This is a genomic window from Pseudomonas sp. Yb2C2 (assembly GCF_052112325.1).
Classification (GTDB): domain Bacteria; phylum Pseudomonadota; class Gammaproteobacteria; order Pseudomonadales; family Pseudomonadaceae; genus Aquipseudomonas; species Aquipseudomonas marginalis.
The window spans coordinates 146,403-169,427 of the sequence record NZ_JAVAJK010000006.1 but is presented as its reverse complement, the minus strand read 5'-3'; the positions used below and the strand labels follow the sequence as shown (position 1 = coordinate 169,427).

At 61.0% G+C, this 23,025-nt stretch carries 22 protein-coding genes and 1 riboswitch; of the genes, 15 read left to right on the top strand and 7 right to left on the bottom strand.

The window, feature by feature from the left end:
- Positions 1-76 precede the first annotated feature (76 nt).
- From Q8X51_RS10560 to Q8X51_RS10540, 5 genes are all read left to right on the top strand, one after another.
- The gene (locus Q8X51_RS10560; protein ID WP_027606041.1) at positions 77-1,072 is read left to right on the top strand and encodes an ArsR/SmtB family transcription factor; all 996 of its coding nucleotides are present in this window, start codon (positions 77-79) and stop codon (positions 1,070-1,072) included.
- Between the two features lie 19 nt (positions 1,073-1,091).
- Positions 1,092-2,282, top strand: coding sequence for a methionine adenosyltransferase (gene metK / locus Q8X51_RS10555; protein WP_407693672.1), 1,191 nt, complete (start codon positions 1,092-1,094; stop codon positions 2,280-2,282).
- 213 nt (positions 2,283-2,495) lie between these two features.
- On the top strand, positions 2,496-2,846 hold the full coding sequence (locus Q8X51_RS10550) for a hypothetical protein (RefSeq protein ID WP_065925491.1): 351 nt from the start codon (positions 2,496-2,498) through the stop codon (positions 2,844-2,846).
- Positions 2,847-2,941: 95 nt separating this feature from the next.
- Complete coding sequence (gene ligB / locus Q8X51_RS10545; protein ID WP_137212374.1) at positions 2,942-4,603, top strand: NAD-dependent DNA ligase LigB; 1,662 nt, start codon at positions 2,942-2,944, stop codon at positions 4,601-4,603.
- A 66-nt stretch (positions 4,604-4,669) separates the two neighbouring features.
- A complete protein-coding gene (locus tag Q8X51_RS10540) occupies positions 4,670-5,065 on the top strand; it encodes a DUF1090 domain-containing protein (protein WP_065947512.1) in 396 nt (131 codons plus the stop codon).
- 6 nt (positions 5,066-5,071) lie between these two features.
- On the opposite strand, the gene Q8X51_RS10535 is transcribed toward Q8X51_RS10540, so the two are convergent.
- A complete protein-coding gene (locus Q8X51_RS10535; protein WP_065947513.1) occupies positions 5,072-5,521 on the bottom strand; it encodes a c-type cytochrome in 450 nt (149 codons plus the stop codon).
- Positions 5,522-5,648: 127 nt separating this feature from the next.
- On the opposite strand from Q8X51_RS10535, the gene mltA reads away from it, so the two are divergent.
- Entirely contained in the window at positions 5,649-6,845 is a 1,197-nt protein-coding gene (mltA, locus tag Q8X51_RS10530; RefSeq protein ID WP_065925495.1) for a murein transglycosylase A, read from the top strand.
- Between the two features lie 128 nt (positions 6,846-6,973).
- Here the strand turns inward: mltA and Q8X51_RS10525 are convergent, their stop codons facing one another.
- Positions 6,974-7,360 (bottom strand): MAPEG family protein, encoded by a 387-nt coding sequence (locus Q8X51_RS10525; RefSeq protein ID WP_065925496.1) that lies wholly within the window; start codon positions 7,358-7,360, stop codon positions 6,974-6,976.
- A 189-nt stretch (positions 7,361-7,549) separates the two neighbouring features.
- On the opposite strand from Q8X51_RS10525, the gene Q8X51_RS10520 reads away from it, so the two are divergent.
- On the top strand, positions 7,550-8,785 hold the full coding sequence (locus Q8X51_RS10520; protein WP_065925497.1) for a cation:proton antiporter: 1,236 nt from the start codon (positions 7,550-7,552) through the stop codon (positions 8,783-8,785).
- A gap of 20 nt (positions 8,786-8,805) precedes the next feature.
- Here the strand turns inward: Q8X51_RS10520 and Q8X51_RS10515 are convergent, their stop codons facing one another.
- A complete protein-coding gene (locus tag Q8X51_RS10515) occupies positions 8,806-9,693 on the bottom strand; it encodes a LysR family transcriptional regulator (protein WP_065925498.1) in 888 nt (295 codons plus the stop codon).
- 93 nt (positions 9,694-9,786) lie between these two features.
- Here Q8X51_RS10515 and Q8X51_RS10510 point away from each other — a divergent pair, with 93 nt between their 5' ends.
- Positions 9,787-10,200, top strand: a complete 414-nt coding sequence (locus Q8X51_RS10510) for a VOC family protein (protein ID WP_407693673.1) — start codon at positions 9,787-9,789, stop codon at positions 10,198-10,200.
- A gap of 34 nt (positions 10,201-10,234) precedes the next feature.
- Positions 10,235-11,524, top strand: coding sequence for a cation:dicarboxylate symporter family transporter (locus Q8X51_RS10505; RefSeq protein WP_407693674.1), 1,290 nt, complete (start codon positions 10,235-10,237; stop codon positions 11,522-11,524).
- Between the two features lie 55 nt (positions 11,525-11,579).
- Here the strand turns inward: Q8X51_RS10505 and Q8X51_RS10500 are convergent, their stop codons facing one another.
- On the bottom strand, positions 11,580-12,470 hold the full coding sequence (locus tag Q8X51_RS10500) for a formate/nitrite transporter family protein (RefSeq protein WP_065925500.1): 891 nt from the start codon (positions 12,468-12,470) through the stop codon (positions 11,580-11,582).
- 76 nt (positions 12,471-12,546) lie between these two features.
- Positions 12,547-12,951, bottom strand: a complete 405-nt coding sequence (locus Q8X51_RS10495) for an acyl-CoA thioesterase (protein ID WP_065925501.1) — start codon at positions 12,949-12,951, stop codon at positions 12,547-12,549.
- A 198-nt stretch (positions 12,952-13,149) separates the two neighbouring features.
- A riboswitch (S-adenosyl-L-homocysteine riboswitch) is annotated at positions 13,150-13,256 on the top strand.
- Between the two features lie 21 nt (positions 13,257-13,277).
- Between Q8X51_RS10495 and ahcY the strand changes: the two genes are divergently transcribed.
- The 5 genes from ahcY to Q8X51_RS10470 all read left to right on the top strand — a co-directional run bounded on the left by ahcY (position 13,278) and on the right by Q8X51_RS10470 (position 19,841).
- On the top strand, positions 13,278-14,687 hold the full coding sequence (ahcY, locus tag Q8X51_RS10490) for an adenosylhomocysteinase (RefSeq protein ID WP_053128057.1): 1,410 nt from the start codon (positions 13,278-13,280) through the stop codon (positions 14,685-14,687).
- 172 nt (positions 14,688-14,859) lie between these two features.
- Entirely contained in the window at positions 14,860-15,705 is an 846-nt protein-coding gene (gene metF, locus Q8X51_RS10485) for a methylenetetrahydrofolate reductase [NAD(P)H] (RefSeq protein WP_065925508.1), read from the top strand.
- An 84-nt stretch (positions 15,706-15,789) separates the two neighbouring features.
- Entirely contained in the window at positions 15,790-16,872 is a 1,083-nt protein-coding gene (locus Q8X51_RS10480; RefSeq protein ID WP_330215113.1) for a hypothetical protein, read from the top strand.
- A gap of 63 nt (positions 16,873-16,935) precedes the next feature.
- Positions 16,936-17,727 carry a substrate-binding periplasmic protein gene (locus tag Q8X51_RS10475; RefSeq protein WP_323146191.1) on the top strand — a complete coding sequence of 264 codons (792 nt, stop codon included), beginning with the start codon at positions 16,936-16,938 and terminating at the stop codon, positions 17,725-17,727.
- Between the two features lie 221 nt (positions 17,728-17,948).
- On the top strand, positions 17,949-19,841 hold the full coding sequence (locus Q8X51_RS10470) for a DEAD/DEAH box helicase (protein WP_137212369.1): 1,893 nt from the start codon (positions 17,949-17,951) through the stop codon (positions 19,839-19,841).
- A 312-nt stretch (positions 19,842-20,153) separates the two neighbouring features.
- Here the strand turns inward: Q8X51_RS10470 and Q8X51_RS10465 are convergent, their stop codons facing one another.
- Both Q8X51_RS10465 and Q8X51_RS10460 read right to left on the bottom strand, forming a co-directional pair.
- A complete protein-coding gene (locus Q8X51_RS10465; RefSeq protein WP_027606057.1) occupies positions 20,154-20,732 on the bottom strand; it encodes a YceI family protein in 579 nt (192 codons plus the stop codon).
- 32 nt (positions 20,733-20,764) lie between these two features.
- A complete protein-coding gene (locus Q8X51_RS10460; RefSeq protein ID WP_065923822.1) occupies positions 20,765-21,316 on the bottom strand; it encodes a cytochrome b in 552 nt (183 codons plus the stop codon).
- A 272-nt stretch (positions 21,317-21,588) separates the two neighbouring features.
- Between Q8X51_RS10460 and Q8X51_RS10455 the strand changes: the two genes are divergently transcribed.
- Positions 21,589-22,995 (top strand): adenosylmethionine--8-amino-7-oxononanoate transaminase, encoded by a 1,407-nt coding sequence (locus Q8X51_RS10455; protein WP_065923823.1) that lies wholly within the window; start codon positions 21,589-21,591, stop codon positions 22,993-22,995.
- Positions 22,996-23,025 lie beyond the last annotated feature (30 nt).

The following is a 23,025-nucleotide window of genomic DNA, read 5'->3' as shown; positions in this document are numbered from 1 at the left end:
CACTTATCGATCAATATCAAAACTTTTTGATATTGACCTTGCGGGGATACTCACCCGTCACTAGACTGCTGGCCTTATGAACCTACCCGTGCCCACCCTGCGTCCTGACGACGGCGAAGAGCTGGCAGCCTTGTGCAAGGCCGCTGGCGACCCATTGCGTCTGAACGTATTGCGCGCACTGACCAACGACTCATTCGGCGTACTGGAACTGGCACAGATCTTCGCCATCGGCCAGTCGGGCATGAGCCACCACCTGAAGGTGCTGGCCCAGGCCGACCTGGTCGCCACCCGCCGCGAAGGCAATGCGATTTTCTACCGCCGCGCCCTGCCCCACGCCGACCTGCTCGGCGGCAAGTTGCACGCGGCCCTGCTTGAGGAAGTGGACAGCCTGAGCCTGCCCCATGACGTGCAGTCACGCATCGGCCAGGTCCACGGGCAACGTGCCGCCGCGAGCCAGGACTTTTTCGCACGGGTTGCCGAGAAATTTCGCGCCCAGCAGGACTTGATCGCAGGCCTGGCCCAATACCGCGACAGCGTACTGGCGCTGCTGGACAAGCTGAGCTTCAGTGAAGAAGCGACGGCGCTGGAAGTCGGGCCTGGAGATGGCGGCTTCCTGCCGGAACTGGCACGCCGCTTTCGGCAGGTCACGGCGCTGGACAACAGCCCGGCGATGCTCGAACTGGCACGCCAGCTCTGTGAGCGCGAGGCGTTGGGCAATGTCAGCCTGCAGTTGGCTGATGCCCTGAGCAGCACAACGATCAAGGCCGATTGCGTGGTGCTGAACATGGTCTTGCACCATTTCGCCGCCCCCGCCGACGCTTTAAAGCAAATGGCCGGGTTGCTGCACCCCGGCGGTAGCCTGTTGGTTACGGATTTATGCAGCCACAACCAGAATTGGGCCAGGGAGGCCTGCGGTGATCTCTGGTTGGGTTTTGAACAGGACGATCTGGCCCGTTGGGCCACCGCTGCGGGACTCGTTCCCGGGGAAAGCCTCTATGTAGGTTTACGTAATGGTTTCCAGATCCAGGTCCGCCACTTTCAGCGACCGACTGGCGACACTCACCATCGGTAAATATCAGGAAAACATCGAGATGAGCGAATACTCCCTTTTCACCTCCGAGTCCGTGTCTGAAGGGCATCCGGACAAAATCGCCGACCAGATTTCTGATGCGGTGCTGGATGCCATCATCGCTGAAGACAAGTTCGCCCGTGTGGCGTGCGAGACCCTGGTGAAAACCGGTGTAGCGATCATCGCCGGCGAAGTGACCACTACCGCCTGGGTTGACCTGGAGCAGATCGTTCGTGACGTGATCACCGACATCGGCTACAACAGCTCCGACGTCGGTTTCGACGGTGCGACCTGCGGCGTGATGAACATCATCGGCAAGCAGTCGCCCGACATCAACCAGGGCGTCGACCGTGCCAAGCCGGAAGACCAGGGCGCCGGCGACCAGGGCCTGATGTTCGGCTACGCCAGCAACGAAACCAAGGTGCTGATGCCAGCCCCGATCACCTTCTCGCACCAGCTCGTGCAACGCCAGGCCGAAGCGCGTAAATCCGGCGTGCTGCCTTGGCTGCGCCCGGACGCCAAGTCCCAGGTGACCTGCCGCTACGAAGGCGGCAAGGTGGTCGGCATTGACGCCGTCGTACTGTCGACCCAGCACAACCCGGACGTTTCCTACGCTGACCTGCGCGAAGGCGTGATGGAGCTGATCGTCAAGCACGTGCTGCCGGCCGAACTGCTGAGCAAGGACACCCAGTTCCACATCAACCCGACCGGCCAGTTCATCATTGGCGGCCCGGTAGGTGACTGCGGCCTGACCGGTCGCAAGATCATCGTCGACAGCTACGGCGGCATGGCTCGTCACGGCGGTGGCGCTTTCTCCGGTAAAGACCCATCTAAGGTTGACCGTTCGGCCGCCTACGCCGGTCGCTACGTGGCCAAGAACATCGTTGCTGCCGGCCTCGCCGAGCGTTGCGAGATTCAGGTGTCCTACGCCATCGGCGTGGCCCAGCCTACGTCGATCTCGCTGAATACCTTCGGCACCGGCAAGATCAGCGATGACAAGATCATCAAGCTGGTGCGCGAGATCTTCGACCTGCGCCCTTACGCGATCACCACCATGCTCGACCTGCTGCACCCGATGTACCAGGAAACCGCAGCCTACGGCCACTTCGGTCGTACCCCAGCGCAGAAGACCGTCGGGGACGACACCTTCACCACCTTTACCTGGGAAAAAACCGACCGCGCCAACGACCTGCGCACTGCCGCCGGCCTGTAATCGCCCACGGTACATAAAGCCTCGCCGGGTTTGCCCGGCGGGGCTTTTTCTTGCCTGCGGGACCGCCTTCACATTTTTTGGATCCAAAGCTTGCAGGCACAATAATGGCCCTCTAGAATCCGCGCCCTCTCGGGCCTTCACCTTATTTTGGATATTGCCCTGCACCCGCCCGGGACTCATAAGTGCGCAGGCAATCGAACATTGAGGTTTTTCATGCGCATCTCCACGCTCGCCCCTGCCGCCCTTCTGATCAGCCTGTTCGCCCTGCCGGCCCACGCCGCCGACCTGAGCGCATTGAGCGGCGCCCTGGGCTCCCAGCTGGGTGTCGGCAATTCCGGCGACTGCCAAAAGCAATCCGCAGACCTGCAAACCAAGATCGATGCGGCCGAAGCCAGCAAAGACAGCTTGAAAGTGAAGGCCTTCAAAGCAGCGCAAGACCAGATCAACAAAGGTTGTGACAAACTCTCCGAAGCCCAGGCCAAAGCCGATGCCAAGCAGCAAACCCAGGAAGCCAAGGCTGATAAGCCTGATGCCGTGAAAGCGCTGGGCGGCCTGTTCAAGTAAGCCGAAACACCCGGTAAAAAGCCCCGCAGCGTCGGGGCTTTTTTGTGGGTGAACGGATCATTTAGGCTGGGCGCCCCTTCCGAGCAAGGATGCTCATGATGCGTTTACTGATTGCTCTGCTCCTCAGCGCTCTACCCTTTTCGGCCTGGACTGAAAACTGCCCCGATGAGGCCGGGACCCAGGTCGACACCCTGGCCGAACAAATCCGCCTGTGGGACGACAGTTACCACCGCCTCGGCCAATCCCCCGTCAGTGATGAACTCTACGACCAGGCCCGCCAGCGTCTGGCCCACTGGCGCCAATGCGTGCCCACCCCCACGGCGCCTGATGATCCGCTGGCCAGTTCACGGGGCACCTTGCCGCACCCGGTCGCCCATACCGGCCTCGAAAAGCGCCTGGATGAGCAAGCCGTGGGCGCCTGGCTGGGCACGCGCCAGGATGTATGGATCCAACCCAAGGTGGACGGCGTTGCAGTGACCCTGGTGTACCGCCAGGGGCGGTTGAAACAGGTGATCAGCCGTGGCGATGGCAAGCTGGGCCAGGACTGGTCGGCCTCCGCGCGCAAGATCCCCGGCATTGTCCAGCAACTGCCGGAACCCATCGACCTGGTGCTGCAAGGCGAACTTTATTGGCGCCTCGACGAGCATGTGCAATCGGCACGCGGCGGGCTCAACGCGCGCAGCAGGGTGGCCGGGCTGATGAACCGTCGGCAGTTGAGCGACACCGACGCCGCCGGCATCGGCCTGTTTGTCTGGGCCTGGCCGAATGGCCCCGCAGCCTTTACCGAACGCCTGGCCACCCTGGCTCGCTGGGGTTTCACCGACAGCCAGCGCTACAGCCAGCCCGTCCAGGACATCATCGAAGCAGCACATTGGCGCACCTATTGGTACAACCACCCCCTGCCCTTTGCCAGCGACGGCGTGGTGCTGCACCAGGCGCAGCGCGCACCCGCTGAACGCTGGCAGGCCAGTGCGCCTTATTGGGCGGTCGCCTGGAAGTACCCCGCCTCCAAAGCCCTGGCCCTGGTACGCCAGGTGCAATTCAAGATCGGCCGCACCGGACGCATCACCCCCATTCTGGAACTGGAGCCGGTGCGCCTGGACGACCGCCGGATCAGCCGGGTCAGCGCCGGCTCCTTGAAGCGCTGGCAGGCCCTGGATATTCGCCCGGGCGACCACGTGTCCATCAGCCTGGCGGGCCAAGTGATCCCTCGGCTGGACCAGGTGATCCTGCGCAATACCACCAGGGTCGACCTGCCAGTGCCCGACCCTCGGGACTTTCACGCCTTGAGTTGCTGGCAACTGGACCCCGGCTGCGAAGAACAGCTGCTCGCACGCCTTACCTGGCTGAGCGGCAACCAGGGCCTGGCATTGCCACACATAGGCCATGAGACGTGGAACATATTGATCCAGGCCGGTCTAATCGCAGGCTTTCTCGATTGGTTAACCCTGGATGCGGCAGAGCTTGCTAACATTGATGGCTTCGGTGAGCGCAGCCGCACGCGGCTGCTCGACAGCCTTCACAGCGCTCGGCAACGCCCCTTCGCACAATGGCTCAAGGCCTTGGGTGTACCGCCTGCGGCACGCGGCAACCTGGAGGGCAACTGGCAGACGCTGGTCGCCAGAGACACACAGGCCTGGCTGGCCATCGATGGCATCGGCCCGGGTCGCGCAGCGCAACTGAGCGCTTTTTTTCGCGACCCACACGTACAGACATTGGCTGAAACATTACGTGTGGCCGGAATAGACGGGTTTTGAACCCGACCCAGCCACCTTTAAATCACAGCAGAATTCACCCTGCTATTTGCGACCCCGGAGCTCCACATGAAATTCCTCGCCCCTTTTGCCCTGCTGACCGTCGCAAGCTTCATGACTACGCCACTGCTGGCCGCCGAAGAAGCCACCCCACTCACCGGCTGCGCCGCCAAGCGCCAGGCCATCAGCACCCAGATCGAACAAGCCAAGGCCCACGGCAACAGCGACCAGCAAGCCGGCCTGGAAAAAGCCCTGAGCGAAGTCACCGCCAACTGCACGGATGCCGCCTTGAGGAAGGAGCGCGAAAACAAGGTACTCGACGCCAAGCACGACGTCAGCCGCCGTCAGGCCGACCTCGACAAGGCGATGAAAAAAGGCGACGCGGACAAGATCAACAAGCGCAAGGACAAGCTCGCCGAGTCACGCAAGGAACTGCAGGACGCCGTGGAAGAACTCGACCAGTAAAACCGGTCAGTGGTCGCGAAATTGTTTATGGCAGGCACTGCAGGCATCTTCGACTTTCTGTACGGCAGGCGTAAGGTTGCTGGCCTTGTAGGGCTGCACCTGGCTGGCGCTCACCAACTCACCGGTGGCCGCTTCCAGGTCGCGGGCCAGTTGCTGGAACTGTGCCTGTTTTTGCCACACATCGTCCTTGGCGCTGGTGTGATCCTCTTCGCGCACACTCGGAAAGTGTTTCCACGGTTCATGGGACAGCGCATCGAGCTTGACCGCGCCTTCGGCGAATTTCGCGCCATCGAAGGCAATGCGCCCGCGCAACATGCCACCCAGGTCTTCAGCGGTCTTGAGCATTTGCTTGAAGATCGCCTTGCGCTGGCCCAGGGGCGAATTCGGATCGACGCCGCCGCAGGCGGACAGTGCCAGGCAAGCCAACAACACAAGCGTCATTTTTTTAAAAGTCATGGTGGCTCAGGTCACGGGAAACGGCGGCCAGTATCCTCGCCCTGCCCGTAAAGACCAATAGCCCTATTAATAATAAGGGTTGCCCACAGGCGCTACGGCGCGGGCAATCGCTTCAGGAACCGTTTGTATGAATCTCACATTGAAACACTGGAGCCGCCGTCTGGCATGGGCTCTGCCGATGATTGCACTGCTGGCAGGCTGTGACGCGGGCAAGGACAGCGGTAAAGACACGGCTAAAGAAGAAGCTGCCAAGCCCCACGCCGTCGCCACCTATGTAAGCGCTCCCTGGGAGGCGTTGCCCGCCGTGTCCGACAGCGACCTGCTGGCCGGCTTCGAATCCTGGCGCAGCGCCTGCCAACGCCTCAAGGCCGACCCTATATGGGGGGCCACCTGCGCAGCAGCGGGTCCCGTGCCAGCCGATGCCGTGGCGGTGCGCGGTTTTCTCAAGGAGCGCCTGGATGTGTTCGGCCTGCGTTCGGCTGACAACACCCCCAACGGCTTGATCACCGGCTACTACGAACCGGTCTACCCCGGCAGCCTGACCAAGACCGCCGCCGCTCACGTACCCGTGTATGGCGTGCCGGATGACCTGATCATCGTCAATCTGGAAAGCATCTACCCGGAGCTCAAGGGCAAGCGCCTGCGCGGCCGCCTCGAAGGCCGCGTGCTCAAACCCTATGACGATGCCAGCGCCATCAACGGCCAAGGCTCCACCGCCAAGCCGATTGCCTGGCTGACCAACCCGATGGACCTGCAATTCCTGCAGATCCAGGGCTCGGGGCGCATTCAACTCAAGGACGGGCGCCAGCTGCGCGTCGGTTACGGCGACCAGAACGGCTACCCCTATCGCCCTATCGGCCGTTGGCTGGTGGAGCAAGGCGAGTTGAAGAAAGAAGACGTGACCATGGGCGCCATCAGCGCTTGGGCCAAGGCGCACCCGGAGCGCATCCCGGAACTGCTGGCGAGCAACCCCAGCTACGTCTTCTTCAGCGCTCGCCCCGACAGTAATGAAGGCCCGCGCGGTTCGCTGAATGTGCCGTTGACCGCTGGCTACAGCGTAGCGGTGGATCGCAAGGTGATTCCGTTGGGCAGCCTGTTGTGGCTGTCGACTACCAAGCCCGACGGCTCGCCATTGGCACGCCCCGTCGCCGCGCAGGACACCGGCGGTGCAATCACCGGAGAAGTGCGCGCGGATTTGTTCTGGGGCACGGGTGACGCTGCCGGAGAGCTGGCGGGAAATATGAAGCAGCAAGGGCAGATCTGGATGCTATGGCCCAAGGGCGCGGCGTTGCCGCAGGTGCCGGATGTACCCACCGGAACCTGACACTCGCCGAAAACACACCGTAGGAGCGAGCTTGCTCGCGAAAAACGTCAACGATAACGCAGCGCCTTCTGGCAGCCCGCGTCGTCTGTTCGTTCTTCGCGAGCAAGCTCGCTCCTACAGAAACCGGTTCAGATCGACACGAAGAAGAAGCTCGCAATCAACACCATGCCCACCGCCCACACCAGCGAGCGCAGTATCGCCCAGTCGGCGAGGTAGCAAATGATGTAGAGCAGGCGGCTGGTGATAAACAGCACGGCCAGCACATTGATGGTCACCAGTTCGGCCGTGCCGGCCAGGTGGGCGATAATCACCGCGGCGGCAAACGCGGGCGTCACTTCAAAGCTGTTGAGCTGCGCACTGTGGGCGCGCTTGGCAAACCCTTCAAGGGTATCCAGGAAAGCACGCGGGTCGTGGTTCTGCCGCGGCCCGAACTTGCCGCCACTGAACTTGGCCACGCCCGTGCACAGGTAAGGCAGAAAAATCGCGATCAACACACACCAGAAAGCAGCCGTCATCACTCAGTCCTTTTGTCGTTTTATGCAGCGATTAGAGTTCTAGCACTAAAAACTCAATATCGCACCTAACCGCTATGAGCCGCGCGCTACCGAAAGGTTCTACCGCACTTTCACCCAAGACCTTGCAACCTCACGCCGCCACTGCGGTCCATCCCCCACTAACAACCCCCCACCTTCCAAGGACCCCGGATGCTTGAACTTGTCGCCGCCTTCATTTGCCTCACTACCCTGCTCACCTATGTGAACTTCCGCTTTATCGGCCTGCCGCCCACCATCGGCGTGATGGTCACGGCCCTGCTGTTCTCCCTGATCCTGCAAGGCCTGAGCCTGCTCGGCTACCCAGGCCTTGAGGAGCGCATCCAGCAATTGATCGGCCAGATCGACTTCGGCGACCTGCTGATGAACTGGATGCTGTCGTTCCTGCTGTTCGCCGGCGCCTTGCACGTCAACTTGAACGACCTGCGCAGCTACCGCTGGCCCATCGGCCTGCTGGCAACCTTCGGTGTGTTGATCGCCACCGTGGTGATCGGCAGCCTGGCGTATTACATCTTCGCCCTGTTTGGCTGGCACGTGAGCTTCCTGTACTGCCTGTTGTTCGGCGCACTGATCTCGCCCACCGACCCCATTGCGGTACTGGGCGTGCTGCGAACCGCCAATGCGTCGAAACCGCTGAAGACCACGATTGTGGGCGAGAGCCTGTTCAACGACGGCACGGCGGTGGTGGTGTTTACCGTATTGCTGGGCATCGCGCAGTTGGGCGAGACGCCTACCGTGGGCGCCACGGCCTTGCTGTTCGCCCATGAGGCAATTGGCGGCGTGGTCTTCGGCGGGCTGATCGGCTATCTGGTGTACCTGATGATCAAGAGCATCGAACAGCACCAGATCGAAGTGATGCTGACCCTCGCCCTGGTCATCGGCGGCTCGGCGATGGCCACCGAACTGCACGTCTCCGCACCGATCGCGATGGTGGTGGCCGGGCTGATCATCGGCAACCTGGGACGCAAGCTGGCGATGAACGACATGACCCGGCGCTACCTGGACGGCTTCTGGGAATTGCTGGACGACATGCTCAACGCGCTGCTGTTTGCGCTGATCGGCATGGAGCTGCTGCTGTTGCCGTTCAACTGGCTGCACGTGTTCGCGGCCGGTTTGCTGGCGGTGGCGATCCTGCTGTCGCGCCTGCTGACCGTGGCGCCGGCGATCCTGTTGCTGCGCCGCTGGCGTACGGTGCCGCGCGGCACCATCCGTATCCTGACCTGGGGCGGCCTGCGCGGCGGGGTCTCGGTGGCTCTAGCGCTGGCCCTGCCGCTGGGCCCGGAGCGCGATCTGCTGCTGAGCATCACCTACATCGTGGTGCTGTCGTCGATCCTGGTGCAGGGCTTGACCATTGGCCGAGTCGTAAAGCGCGTAGCCGAGCCTCAGTGAAGCGGTGAGGATTTACCTCGCTACACCACACGTTTGCCTACGGGTGCACTGCAATTGCACAGGTGTTCAAGCAAGTGCCGCATCGCCAGTGGGCGGCGCGGCGTCGAGCTATGCATGACGACCAGATCCCGCGCATAGCGCGGCGCGTCGTCGACCGGCAAGACACACAGGCCATTGCGAGACATCCCTGCCCACTGCGGTACCAGTGATACACCCATGCCTTGGGCGACCAACATGACGATGGTTTCCAAGGCATCCAGCTCACACAACACCTGCGGATCAAAGGACTGTTCATCGAGGAAACGCTGGGCAATCTGCCCACCCCACGAGCGAGCGTCGTAGCGAATGAATGATCGCTCGCGCAGCAATGCTTCTAACGTTTGCGTGCCCCACTCAGCGGGGGCAATCAGAATCAGAGGTTCAGCCCGCAACAAGGTCGTCGCCAAAGCCTTGGGTGGCTGAAAGGGTGGCCTGACAAGAATCGCCGCGTCCAGCTCCTGGGCCAGCAATCTCTCATAGAGGCTTCTGGAGTCTCCCGGTGTGATCTTCAGCCTCAGCCCAGGTGCCGACAACGCCAGTCGCTCTATCGCCCCCGGCAAGACGCCGGTCAATGCCGTCGAAATGGCACCGATCTTGATCTCTCCCGACAAGCCATCCTGGCTCAGGTCCTCCTGCAACTCGCGCGCCTGCTCAATGACTGCTTGAATTTTTGGTAACAACAATAGGCATTGGTCCGAGGGCCACGCGGCATGCGCAGTGCGCATAAGCAGCGTGCACCCCAGCGTCCGCTCAAGCGCCTTGACCCGCTGGCTGATCGCCGCTGCGGTACGGTTTTCACGTCGCGCGGCCGCTGCAATGGAGCCGGCTTCAATGACGGCGACCAGACTTCTCAGGAATCGAACATCCATAAGTTTTCCTTTCGCTCAGACCAAGGCGAACCCGTTTTACCCGGGTACACGGCCTGTTTAATTTGAGGGCTCTCCCACACAGAGATCCCTCCCATGAACAGACCTTTCCACGCTGCATATCATGTTTACGACCTAAATCAGGCGCGCATTTTTTATCGAGATGTTTTGGGCTGCACGGAAGGCCGTAGCAGCGAGACCTGGATCGACTTCGATTTTTTCGGGAACCAGCTTTCACTGCACCTGGGGACGCCGTTTCCCACCACGCATACCGGGCTGGTCGGTGAGCATCATGTCCTGATGCCGCATCTCGGCGTGGTGTTACCGCTTGAGGAATGGTTGACGCTTGCCGAACGGCTTGCCCACCTGGGCACATGTTTCGAGATTCCGCCCGTGATCCGCTTCGCTGGCGAGCCAGGCGAGCAACGCACGATGTTTTTCCTTGACCCCAGCGGCAACCCCATCGAGGTGAAAGGGTTCAAGGACTTCGCCGGGCTGTTCGCTCAATAAATCCCTGATATCTACAACAATAAGGGGCACCCACATGACCACCAAAAAACCATCCAGCCTTGTCACCCGTATCATGATCGGTCTGGCCGCCGGGATAATCGTCGGCATCCTTCTCAACCAGTTTCCCGAACACAAGATCTGGTTCATCGACAATCTGCTGCAACCGGCAGGCGACTTGTTTATCAAGCTGATGAAGATGATCGTCGTGCCTCTGGTCTTCGCTTGCATGACAGTCGGCATTGCCGGCATGGGAAATCCTGCCGCCTTGGGACGCGTCGGCGTGAAGACCTTCGTTTACTTCTTCACGATCACCAGTGTTGCAATCGTCTTTGGTCTGATCGTTGGAAACGTCGTCGAGCCCGGCTCAGGTGCCGAATTTGGCAGTACGTTGCAGACGCCAGTAACAGAACTGGCCGCCTACGGCAAAACGCAGAATCTGGGGCAAACGCTATTGGCGATTGTGCCGGATAACATCGTCTTGGCCATGTCGCAGGGCAAGCTGCTCTCCGTGCTGTTTTTCGCCATCCTGTTCGGCTGCGCCTTGTCTATGCTGCCCGAGCAGCGCAAGCCCCCCCTGATCGGTGTGATGCAGGCCATCTCCGACACCATGTTCAAAGTCACCCATCTGGTCATGCATTACTCACCAATCGGCATTTTCGGGCTGATCGCAGTCACCGTCGCCAGCTTTGGCCTCAGTGCCTTGCTGCCGCTGGCCAAACTGATCGGCACGACTTATGTCGCAGTGCTGTTATTTGCATTGTGCGTATTGGGAGCAGTTGCACGATTGGCGGGGGTCGGCTTTTTCCACTTGGTGCGGGAGATACGCAGTGAATTATTGCTGGCCTATAGCAGCGCTGCGTCAGCAACAGTCATGCCTCAATTGATCGAAAAAATGGAGCGCTACGGCGCCCCGCGCCCTATTACCAGCATGGTTATCCCGCTGGGCTACTCGTTCAACCTGGATGGCGCTTCGCTTTTTGCTGCGTTGGGCACGTTGTTCATCGCCCAGGCGTATGGCATTGACTTGAGCCTGGCTGATCAGGGAATGCTGGTATTGATCATGGTGTTGACATCAAAGGGCGCGGCGGGCGTACCGGGCTTCATGTTTATCATCCTTACCGCGACCTTGACCGCCGCGGGTCTGCCCGTGGAAGGAGTGGCGATCATTGCAGGCGTGTATCGCCTGATGGATATGCCGGTCACAGCATTGAATGTGCTGGGCAACGCGCTGGCGCCATTGGTTATTGCCCGGTGGGAGGGTCGGCTGAATGCACCTGACCGCACAATTGCCACCGAGTCTGCCAGCGCGTCGCTCAAAGTCTGAAAGTCCTGGTCCAGGTGCCTCGCAAAGAACCCGTTTGAGTCTTTGCGGGGCGAGATCAGGCCTTTTTCTTACTCTGGGAAAGCTGCTCCCGTGCGCCGGAGTGAGTAGCAGAAGGTGCCTTGCTTTCGCTGCGAATCTGCGCATGACTGATCAACGCAAAGATAAAGCTGCCACCGATGATATTGCCGGCCAGTGTGGGGCCGGCAAACACCAGCCAGAAATCCTTCCACGGCAACTCGCCGGCAAACACCAGGTACGACACTTCCGCCGAACCCACCACGATATGGGTGAAATCCCCCAGGGCCATCAGGTAGGTGATCAGAATGATGATCCACATCTTGGCGCTTTCCATCGACGGGATCATCCACACCATGGTGGCGATCATCCAGCCGGAGACGATGCCCTTGGCGAACATCTGGCTGGCGTCGTTTTCCATGATCTTGCGCCCGATTTCGAGGAAGGCCAGGTCGGTCTTGGTGTCGAAGATCGGCAGATGCAGCATCACATACGCCACCAACAGCGTGCCGCAGAGGTTGCCCACCAGCACCACCGACCACAGCCGCAACAGGCGCCCGGCATTTGCCAGGGTTGGCTTGCTCATCACCGGCAGCACGGCGGTCAGGGTGTTTTCGGTGAACAGTTGCTGGCGCGCCAGGATCACCGCGAGAAAGCCTGCGCAGTAGCCGAAGCTGGCGATCACCTTGAAGGCCTCTCCGTCCGGAAGGCGTGAATTGAGCAGCCCCATGGCCATCAATGACAGGCCCATGGTCAGGCCGGCTGCCAATGCCGACCACCACAAGGCGGCGACGCTGCGCTCCAACTCCTGATCGCCCTGGGTGCGGATAATTTCATGCAGCACCGCCGCGCGGGGCGGCTGGTTCTTGTCGACGTCCTGCTGCTCTTCCTGGGACAGGTTCGGGGTCTTGCCGTCTTCTTGCGTGGCCATGGTGGTACCTGAACGGGGGGCGATGTTCAGGTACGACCTATGGTTGATCAAGAGCGTTCACTGGCCCGGCGCAGGTTTACTCGCGGATGCCATCTTCCTGGAACTGGTCCTTGACGTACTTGATCTCGGTGCGCCCATGAGGTGCGGGCAAACCGTCCTCGCCAAGGTTGACGAAGACCATTTTTTCCACGGTGAGGATGCTTTTGCGGGTGATCTTGTTGCGCACTTCACAGGTCAGGGTGATGGAGGTGCGGCCAAACTCGGTAGCAGTGATCCCGAGTTCGATGATGTCGCCCTGGCGCGAGGCGCTGACAAAGTTGATTTCGGAGATGTACTTGGTCACCACGCGCTGGTTGCCCAGTTGGACGATGGCATAGATGGCCGCTTCTTCGTCGATCCAGCGCAGCAGGCTGCCACCGAACAGGGTGCCGTTGGGGTTGAGGTCTTCAGGTTTTACCCATTTGCGGGTGTGGAAGTTCATGGTCACTCCAAAGCGTCTTGCCGAATGATGGGCAACATCATGGCAGAGCCCGCCCCCAAGCTCTATGCGCCATTGCCTATCAACCCCATGTGCGATCTTCATATGGCCGACAGAAAGGCTTGGGAAGTGCCGCGTACACGGCTATAATCGCCCCGCTTCAAAACGGTCATCTTCAGTTGATACCGTTTCTCCCGCCACCTGTCCGAGGGGCGCTGCAGCAGGTTCAACCTGTCAGGCTCGGATGGGGCGTTGTCCGGCCTGGTTGCCCTGGCCTGATACTAAACGCACAACGGCGCCCATTCGCACACTACGAATGGAGGCTCTTCATGAGCGCTGTAATTACGCCTGCAGATTTCAACGACTACAAAGTCGCCGACATGTCCCTCGCCGCCTGGGGCCGTCGCGAAACCTTTATCGCCGAATCCGAAATGCCAGCCTTGATGGGCCTGCGTCGCAAGTACGCCGCCGAGCAACCGCTCAAAGGCGCGAAGATCCTCGGCTGCATCCACATGACCATCCAGACTGCCGTGCTGATCGAAACCCTGGTTGCCCTGGGTGCCGAAGTGCGTTGGTCGTCCTGCAACATCTTCTCGACGCAAGACCAGGCCGCTGCCGCCATCGCCGCTGCCGGTATCCCGGTATTCGCCTGGAAAGGCGAGACCGAAGAAGAGTACGAGTGGTGCCTGGAGCAAACCATCCTTAAAGATGGCGCGCCTTGGGATGCCAACATGATCCTCGACGACGGCGGCGACCTGACCGAGCTGCTGCACAAGAAGTACCCGCAGATCCTCGACCGCGTCCACGGCGTGACCGAAGAAACCACCACCGGCGTACACCGCCTGCTGGACATGCTGGCCAAGGGCGAGCTGAAAATCCCGGCCATCAACGTCAACGACTCGGTGACCAAGAGCAAGAACGACAACAAGTACGGCTGCCGTCACAGCCTGAACGATGCCATCAAGCGCGGCACCGACCACCTGCTGTCGGGCAAGCAAGCCCTGGTGATCGGCTACGGCGACGTGGGCAAGGGTTCGTCCCAATCCCTGCGCCAGGAAGGCATGATCGTCAAAGTCTCCGAAGTCGACCCGATCTGCGCCATGCAAGCCTGCATGGACGGTTTCGAAGTGGTTTCGCCGTTCATCGATGGCGTCAATGACGGCACCGAAGCAAGCATCGACAAGGCCCTGCTGGGCAAGATCGACCTGATCGTGACCACCACCGGTAACGTCAACGTCTGCGATGCCAACATGCTCAAGGCCCTGAAGAAGCGCGCCGTGGTGTGCAACATCGGTCACTTCGACAACGAGATCGACACCGCTTTCATGCGCAAGAACTGGGCGTGGGAAGAAGTGAAGCCGCAGGTACACAAGGTTCACCGTACCGGCGCTGGCGCTTTCGACCCACAGAACGACGACTACCTGATCCTGCTGGCCGAAGGCCGCCTGGTTAACCTGGGCAACGCCACCGGCCACCCAAGCCGCATCATGGACGGCTCGTTCGCCAACCAGGTACTGGCCCAGATCTTCCTGTTCGGCCAGAAATACGCCGACCTGTCGCCAGCCCAGAAAGCCGAGCGCCTGACCGTGGAAGTACTGCCGAAGAAACTCGACGAAGAAGTGGCCCTGGAAATGGTCCGCGGCTTCGGTGGCGTGGTAACTCAGCTGACCAAGACCCAGGCCGACTACATCGGCGTGACCGTCGAAGGTCCGTTCAAGCCGCACGCTTACCGCTACTAAGTAATCAGCCCAACCTGCTCTACCTGTGGGAGCGAGCTTGCTCGCGAAAAACTCAAGGACACCGCGTACATCCTGTTTCTACGCGTTATCGTTGACGTTCTTCGCGAGCAAGCTCGCTCCTACAGTGCAGATGGGTTGCACAGTCGGCTTCTGAGTTTCAAAGGGTATGACCATGTCCCAAGACCGTCGCTACAGCTTCGAGTTCTTCCCCACCAAGACCGATGCTGGGCATGAAAAACTGATGGCGACTGCCAAGCAGTTGGCCAGCTACAACCCCGACTTCTTCTCCTGCACCTACGGCGCCGGCGGTTCGACGCGTGATCGTACGATCAACACCGTGTTGCAGCTTGAAAGCGAAGTCAAAATTCCCGCCGCTCCGCATTTGTCCTGCGTGGGCGACAGCAAGGCCGACCTGCGCGGCCTGCTGACCCAATACAAGGCCGCCGGCATCAAGCGCATCGTTGCCCTGCGTGGCGACTTGCCGTCCGGCATGGGCATGGCCAGCGGTGAGCTGCGCTACGCCAATGACCTGGTGAGCTTCATTCGCGAAGAAAGCGGCGATCACTTCCATATCGAAGTGGCGGCTTACCCGGAGATGCACCCCCAGGCGCGTAATTTCGAAGACGATCTGCAGAACTTCGTGCGCAAGGCCAACGCCGGCGCCAATAGTGCGATCACCCAGTACTTCTTCAACGCCGACAGCTATTTCTACTTCGTCGAGCGTGTACGCGCCATGGGCGTGAACATCCCGATCGTGCCGGGCATCATGCCGATCACCAACTACAGCAAGCTGGCGCGCTTCTCCGACGCCTGCGGTGCTGAAATCCCACGTTGGGTGCGCAAGCAACTGGAAGCCTATGGCGACGACGTCAAGAGCATCCAGGCGTTCGGCGAACAGGTGATCAGCAATATGTGTGAAGAATTGTTGCAAGGTGGCGCGCCAGGCCTGCACTTCTATACCCTGAACCAGGCTGAACCAAGCCTCGCGATCTGGAACAACCTTAAACTGCCACGCTAGGCCGGTTTAATTACTGTCCCCAGCCCTCGTTATCACGGGGGCTTTTTTCGTCTACATACCCCCTGGAAAGGAAGCCTGCAGTACATGAATACAGCGTCCCCGACTCCCCGCCCGCAACTGGTGTACCTGGTATTCGGCGCCGAGACCTATCATCAGGAAGCCGTATTCAGCATCGCCAGTGCCCTGGCCCACCTGGGCGGCCCCCAGGACATGCCATTGGACATCCAGGTGTTCAGCGACAATCCGGCCCCCTATCGCGGCTTGCCGGTACAGGTTCACACCCTGGACGAGGCCACGCGCAAACGCTGGAGCGAGCCCCACGGCTACCATTTCCGCACCAAGCACGTGCTGTTGCGCCAGGTGTTGGAAACAGCGGAACGGGCGCTGTTGATCGACACCGACACCTTTTTTCACGACTCGCCCATGGCGCTGTTCGAACGTGTCGCGCCCGACACCGTGCTGTGCAATGCCTTCCACGCCAAGTACGGCGACAACCGCGAAAGCGTGCTGTATGAAACCCTGGCCAGGCACCTTGCAGACAAAGGCCTGGCCGACGACGACATGTGGCTGCTCAACTCCGGCGTCATGGGCCTGACCCGGCAAGATGCGCACATCCTTGATCGCTCGATCGAGTTGATGGACGAGCTGTTCCCGATGGCCCACGGTGCCTACACCCTGGAAGAGTTCTGCCTGTCGGTGGCCGCTTACCGTACGCTCAATGTGCGCCAGTGCCCCGACCTGATCCACCACTACTGGAGCCGCAAGCAGTTGTTCCGGGCCAAGGTCAAGGCGTGGGTCACCAAGCACGCCGCAGACCCTATCTGCGCCAAAGCCCTGGCCGACACCCGCAATGTGTCTGCCCACCTGCCCCGCCCGCCCCGACTGCAACGCTTGATGTACAAGCTGATCACCCTGGCCTTGCCCAAACGCAAGCAGCAGTTCATCCGCGAAATCCTCTACGGCTGCTACGAGCACGAAAATGAATTCGACCAGGCCTGTGGCCCGATTTGGTGGGAAAAGGCCCTGCAGAATCAGGAAGAGCGGCAAAAAAGCCCGGTCGATGCGCACCAGCTCGAACATTGGTTCGCCAACCCAGTGGTGCGCCTGATTCTGGGCGAGCGACGTGCAGCCATCTATGAACACCTGATGACCTCACCGACAAAATAGCGTCGCCCGCAGATGGGTGTGCCAGCGCTTCTCTTTAGCGCACGGGCGTCGTAACCTCGGGGCATGCCCGTCATTCTGAAGCTGTTGACCGTTGCGCTTTTTACTTGCTTGAGCCTGGCCGCTTATGGCGAGAAATTGCGCATTGTCACCGAGCCCTGGGCGCCTTACGTGTATGAGGAACACGGCGCCATGCGCGGGCTGGACTACGAAACCACGGTGATCGTGTTCCAGCGCCTGGGGGTCGATGTGCAATGGCAGTTCCTGCCCTGGAAGCGCTGCCTGGCCATGCTCGATCAGGGCCATGCCGATGGCGCACTGGATATTTTCCACAGCCACGAACGCGACGCACTGCTGCTGTACCCCAGCGAACCGTTGTCGGAAGTGGAATTCGTGATGTTCTACGCCAACGAACGCCCTCACCCGGTCCAAGGCCTCGACGAGCTGGACGGCCTCACTGTCGGCACGTCGCCAGGCTATCTGTACGGCGCGCCATTCAGCGACTCCACCCGGTTCAGCCGCGAGCCGGCCCCCAGCCACGAGGCCAACTTCGGTAAATTGCTGTTGGGACGCATCGACCTGCTGATCACCGACCGCCGGGTCGGCCAGCATGTGATCAAGGCCCTGGGCCTGGAAGGCAAGGTCAGCCAGGCCCCCGTCGTGGTCAGCCGCCAGCAGCAGTACCTCGCCGTACGCCGTGGCGCGGGGATGGACCTGCTGGTGCAACGCTTTGCCGCCGAACTCAAGCGTTTCAAACAGGAGCCGGCCTACGCCGCCTTAAGCGCCAAATATGGTGGAACCCAAGCCAAAACAGCGTCCGGACACACCGTTGAGCAGCAGGAAAGCGGCGCACAGTGATTGCTCTGTTATACTCCGGCCTTTCCGCCAGGCTTACGCCCGGCCGCTGAGGTCCTGAAAAAGGCACCCAACCCCGCTACTGCGCAGCTTTCAGCCCGCGCGAGCCGGTGGAGTGCCCGCCAGACGCAGCAGGACCGGACGGGATTGCGCTCCCCTAAGCGCCATTCGCGCCCGGCAAGATTATCCCTCTGGGCCAAGCCCTAACTAAAACAGGATTACTCATGTCCTTTGCTTCCCTCGGTCTCTCCGAGGCTTTAGTCCGCGCCATCGAGGCAGCGGGCTATACCGAGCCTACTCCGGTGCAACAGCGGGCTATTCCCGCCGTGTTGCAAGGTCGCGACCTGATGGTTGCGGCTCAGACAGGTACGGGTAAAACCGGCGGCTTCGCCCTCCCGATTCTGGAGCGGTTGTTCCCCAACGGTCATCCGGACAAATCCCAGCGTCACGGCCCGCGCCAACCGCGCGTACTGGTCCTGACCCCTACCCGCGAACTCGCCGCCCAGGTGCACGACAGCTTCAAGCTGTATGCCCGCGACCTGAAGTTCGTCAGCGCCTGCATCTTCGGCGGCGTCGGCATGAACCCACAGGTTCAGGCCATGTCCCGTGGTGTTGACGTGCTGGTGGCGTGCCCCGGTCGTTTGCTCGACCTGTGCGGCCAAGGCAGCGTTGATTTGTCCCACGTGGAAATCCTCGTGCTGGACGAAGCCGACCGCATGCTCGACATGGGCTTTGTCCATGACGTGAAGAAGGTCCTCGCCCGCCTGCCGGCCAAACGTCAGAACCTGCTGTTCTCGGCAACGTTCTCCAACGACATCACCGCCCTGGCCGGCAAGCTGCTGCACAACCCGGAACGCATCGAAGTCACGCCGCCGAACACCACGGTCGAGCGTATCGAGCAACGCGTATTCCGCCTGGCCGCCAGCCACAAGCGTTCATTGCTGGCGCACCTGATCACCGCCGGCGCCTGGGAACAGGTGCTGGTGTTCACCCGCACCAAACACGGCGCCAACCGCCTGGCCGAGTACCTGGACAAGCACGGCCTCACCGCCGTCGCCATCCACGGCAACAAGAGCCAGAACGCCCGCACCAAGGCCCTGGCCGACTTCAAGGCCGGTGAAGTGCGCATCCTGGTCGCCACCGATATCGCCGCCCGCGGCCTGGACATCGACCAGTTGCCACACGTGGTCAACTTCGAGCTGCCAAACGTCGACGAGGACTACGTGCACCGTATCGGCCGTACCGGCCGTGCCGGGCGTTCGGGTGAAGCCATTTCCCTGGTTGCCCCGGACGAAGAGAAACTGCTGAAAAGCATCGAACGCATGACCAAGCAGAAAATCGCCGATGGCGACCTGATGGGCTTCGATGCCAGCGCCGTTGAGGCCGAAAAGCCTGAAGTGCGCGAACGTCCGGACGTGCGTAACCCACGCAACCCACGCGGTCCGAAGGGCGATGGCCCGAACGGCGGCGGTGGTGGCGGTGGTCGTCGCGACAAGGGCAAGGACAAGGGCGGCAAGGAAAAAGCGCCAACCAACGGCCGTGGCGAACGCCCGGCCCGTGAGCAGAAGCCCCGTGAAGGCACCCCGGCCCGCGAACAGCGCCAGCCGAGCCAGCCCCCACGTGCCGCAGCCGACCGCGCCCCGGACGAATTCCTCGACGACGACGTGGATAACTTCGGTAACCGCGTTGACTACGTGCCCCAGGCCAAACCGGCCCAAGGCCGTGGCCGTCGTCCAGGTGCTCCGGCGCCGGGCGCAGCTGCCGGGACAGGCGCGCCACGTGGTGGCCAGCCCCAGGGCGGACGTCAGAACGGCCCGCGCAACAGCAGCGGCGGCACGACCGGCACCCCGCCGGCCAAGCGCAGCGGCCCGCGTAACGGTGCACCGCGTGACGGCCAGGCGCGTCGCGAAGATTCGCGCAGCAACAACCGCCGCCCGGCCCGTGACGACCAGCCACGTTTGTCCGAGCCCGCCGTGCAGAACCCGCGCGGTGGCCCGGCGCCGAAGATCATCCACAAGGAGTCGAAAGCCGACCGCTTCCCGACACCCGAGCAGTTGGATCAACTGCCAGGCCGTCCTCGTGGTGAAAAACCGGCATTGCTGACCCGCAACCGCTGAGTTTCAAAGCGCCATGAAAAATGCCCCGCATCGAAAGATGCGGGGCGTTTTTTATCTCCTCCCCACGCGTTCCCTGATATGAGCGAGCTGGTTGTGGTGAGCGAGCTTGCTGTGGTGAGCGAGCTTGCTGTGGTGAGCGAGCTTGCTCGCGCTGGGGCGCGAAGCGGCCCTAATCAGATCTGGCAGAACACGGTGACAGGTGTTGGGGGCTGCTGCGCAGCCCAGCGCGAGCAAGCTCGCTCACTACAGGAAATAAACGCAGGCACAAAAAAACCGGATGCTGAGATCCGGTTTTTTGTGTGCGGACAGAAATTACTTCTGCTTGACGCCTTCCAGCGAGATGTCCAGGTCGACAGTCTGGGAAGTCGGGCCTGGGCCCTTGATGCCGAAGTCGTTCAGGTTCAGCGTGGTCTTGGCGTTGAAGCCGGCACGTTCGCCGCCCCATGGATCCTTGCCTTCACCGTTGAACGTGGCCTTGAAGGTCACAGGCTTGGTCACGCCGTGGAAGGTCAGGTCGCCGGTCACATCAGCGGTTTTCTCGCCGGTGGATTTAACCGCAGTGGAGACAAACTTGGCATCGGCGAACTTGCCGACATCCAGGAAGTCCTTGCTGGCGATGTGCTTGTCACGTTCGGCGTGGTTGGACCACAGGCTGGCGGTTTTCACGTCGACCGCGATTTTGCTGGCTTCAGGCTTGGCGGCATCCCAGCTGAACGTACCATCCCAGTCCTTGAAGGTACCGTGGATGTAGCTGTAGCCCAGGTGGCTGATTTTCCAGTCGATGAAGGCGTGCTGGCCTTCCTTGTCGATCTTGTAGTCGGCAGCCATCACCTGACCTGCAGACAGCAGCGCTGTACCGATTGCCAGAGCGGCGAGGGTCTTTTTCAACATGCTTTCTATTCCTTGTGAGTCGAGGTTGAACATCAGGCTTTGCGCCCCAGCATTCGCGAGAGGGTCGCATCACGATCGATAAAGTGGTGTTTCAACGCAGCCACGCCGTGCAAGCCGGCGAAGACTACCAACACCCAGGCGAGGTACAGGTGCACCACGCCAGCGGTGTCTGCCTGGTCCGGTAGACCGGAAACCACGGCAGGAATTTCAAACAGGCCAAACACCGGGATACCGACACCGTCTGCGGTGGAAATCAGGTAACCGGCGATCATCACGGCAAACAGCCCGAGATAAAGGAACGCGTGGCCGAACGCGGCACCGATACGGGTCAAGCGACTGTAACTGGCCAGCGGCGGAGGCGGTGGGCTGATCAGGCGCCAGACAATACGCACCAGCATGATGGCGAACAGCGTGATGCCGATGCTCTTGTGCAGGTCCGGTGCTTCCTTGCGCCAGGCGCTGTAGTAGTCCAGGCCCACCATCCACAAGCCCAGGGCGAAGAGGCCGAACACCACCAGGGCCACGCCCCAGTGCAAAACCATACTGACCCAGCCATAACGGGCCGGTGAGTTACGTAGCTGCATGTACTTAATCCCGTAAGAGCTGCGCCCAAGACTAGCGATTTACCTATCGAATTAAAGCGGAAAATTTTGCTTTGAAATATCGAGAAATACGATCTAGAGCGTATGCACAATAAGTTAACCAAGGATTAAGGACTATTCCTAAGAAACGTGACAGTCCGTCCTACGTTTACTCCGAATTCCCCACAATGGCTTGTGACCGGGGCCACCATTGCATAGGCTTGCGCGATTGTTTCACCTGCGCCGCTCGCAGGACCGCTTCGAGGAGATCACCGATGGGCTTGAACAACCAGTGGATGCAACGCGACCTCGCGGTGCTGTGGCATCCCTGCACCCAGATGAAAGACCACCAGCAACTGCCGCTGATCCCGATCAAACGCGGTGAAGGCGTCTGGCTGGAAGACTTCGAAGGCAAGCGCTACCTCGACGCCGTCAGCTCCTGGTGGGTCAACGTGTTCGGCCACGCCAACCCGCGCATCAACCAGCGCATCAAGGACCAGGTCGACCAGCTGGAACACGTGATCCTCGCCGGTTTCAGCCACCAGCCGGTGATCGAGCTGTCCGAGCGCCTGGTCAAGATGACCCCTGAGGGCCTGACCCGCTGCTTCTATGCCGATAACGGTTCGTCGTGCATTGAAGTCGCGCTGAAGATGAGCTTTCACTATTGGCTCAACCGTGGCCTGCCAAACAAAAAACGCTTTGTCACACTGACCAACAGCTACCACGGCGAAACCATCGCCGCGATGTCGGTGGGCGACGTGCCGCTGTTTACCGAGACCTACAAGGCGCTGCTGCTGGACACTATCAAGGTGCCGAGCCCGGATTGTTACCTGCGCCCCGAGGGCATGAGCTGGGAAGAACACTCGCGCACGATGTTCCTGGCCATGGAACAGACCCTGGCCGAGCACCACGACAGCGTCGCCGCCGTGATCGTCGAACCGCTGATCCAGGGCGCCGGCGGCATGCGCATGTACCACCCGGTGTACCTCAAGCTGCTGCGCGAGGCCTGCGACCGCTATGGCGTGCACCTGATCCACGATGAAATCGCCGTGGGTTTCGGCCGCACCGGGACCCTGTTCGCCTGTGAACAGGCCGGCATCCGCCCGGACTTCCTGTGCTTGTCCAAGGCCCTGACGGGCGGCTACCTGCCGTTGGCCGCCGTGGTCACCACCGATGACGTCTATGACGCGTTCTACGACGACTACCCGACCCTGCGCGCCTTCCTGCACTCCCACAGCTACACCGGCAACCCGCTGGCATGTGCGGCGGCCCTGGCAACCCTGGATATTTTCGAAGAAGACAACGTCATCGAAAACAACAAGGCCCTGGCGCGGCGCATGGCCACGGCAACGGCGCACCTGGTCGACCATCCGCATGTCTCGGAAGTACGCCAGACCGGCATGGTGCTGGCCATCGAGATGGTCCAGGACAAGGCCACCAAGACCGCTTACCCGTGGCAGGAGCGCCGTGGTCTCAAGGTGTTCGAACACGCCCTGGAACGCGGCGCGTTGTTGCGGCCGTTGGGCAGCGTGGTGTATTTCCTGCCGCCCTATGTGATTACACCGGAGCAGATCGACTTCCTCGCCGAAGTCGCCAGCGAAGGCATCGACATCGCCACCAACAGCAAAGTCAGCGTGGCGGTGCCGAAGGATTTCCACCCTGGTTTCCGCGATCCGGGTTGATTGCCGGCACACCTACACCTTTTTCCAGAG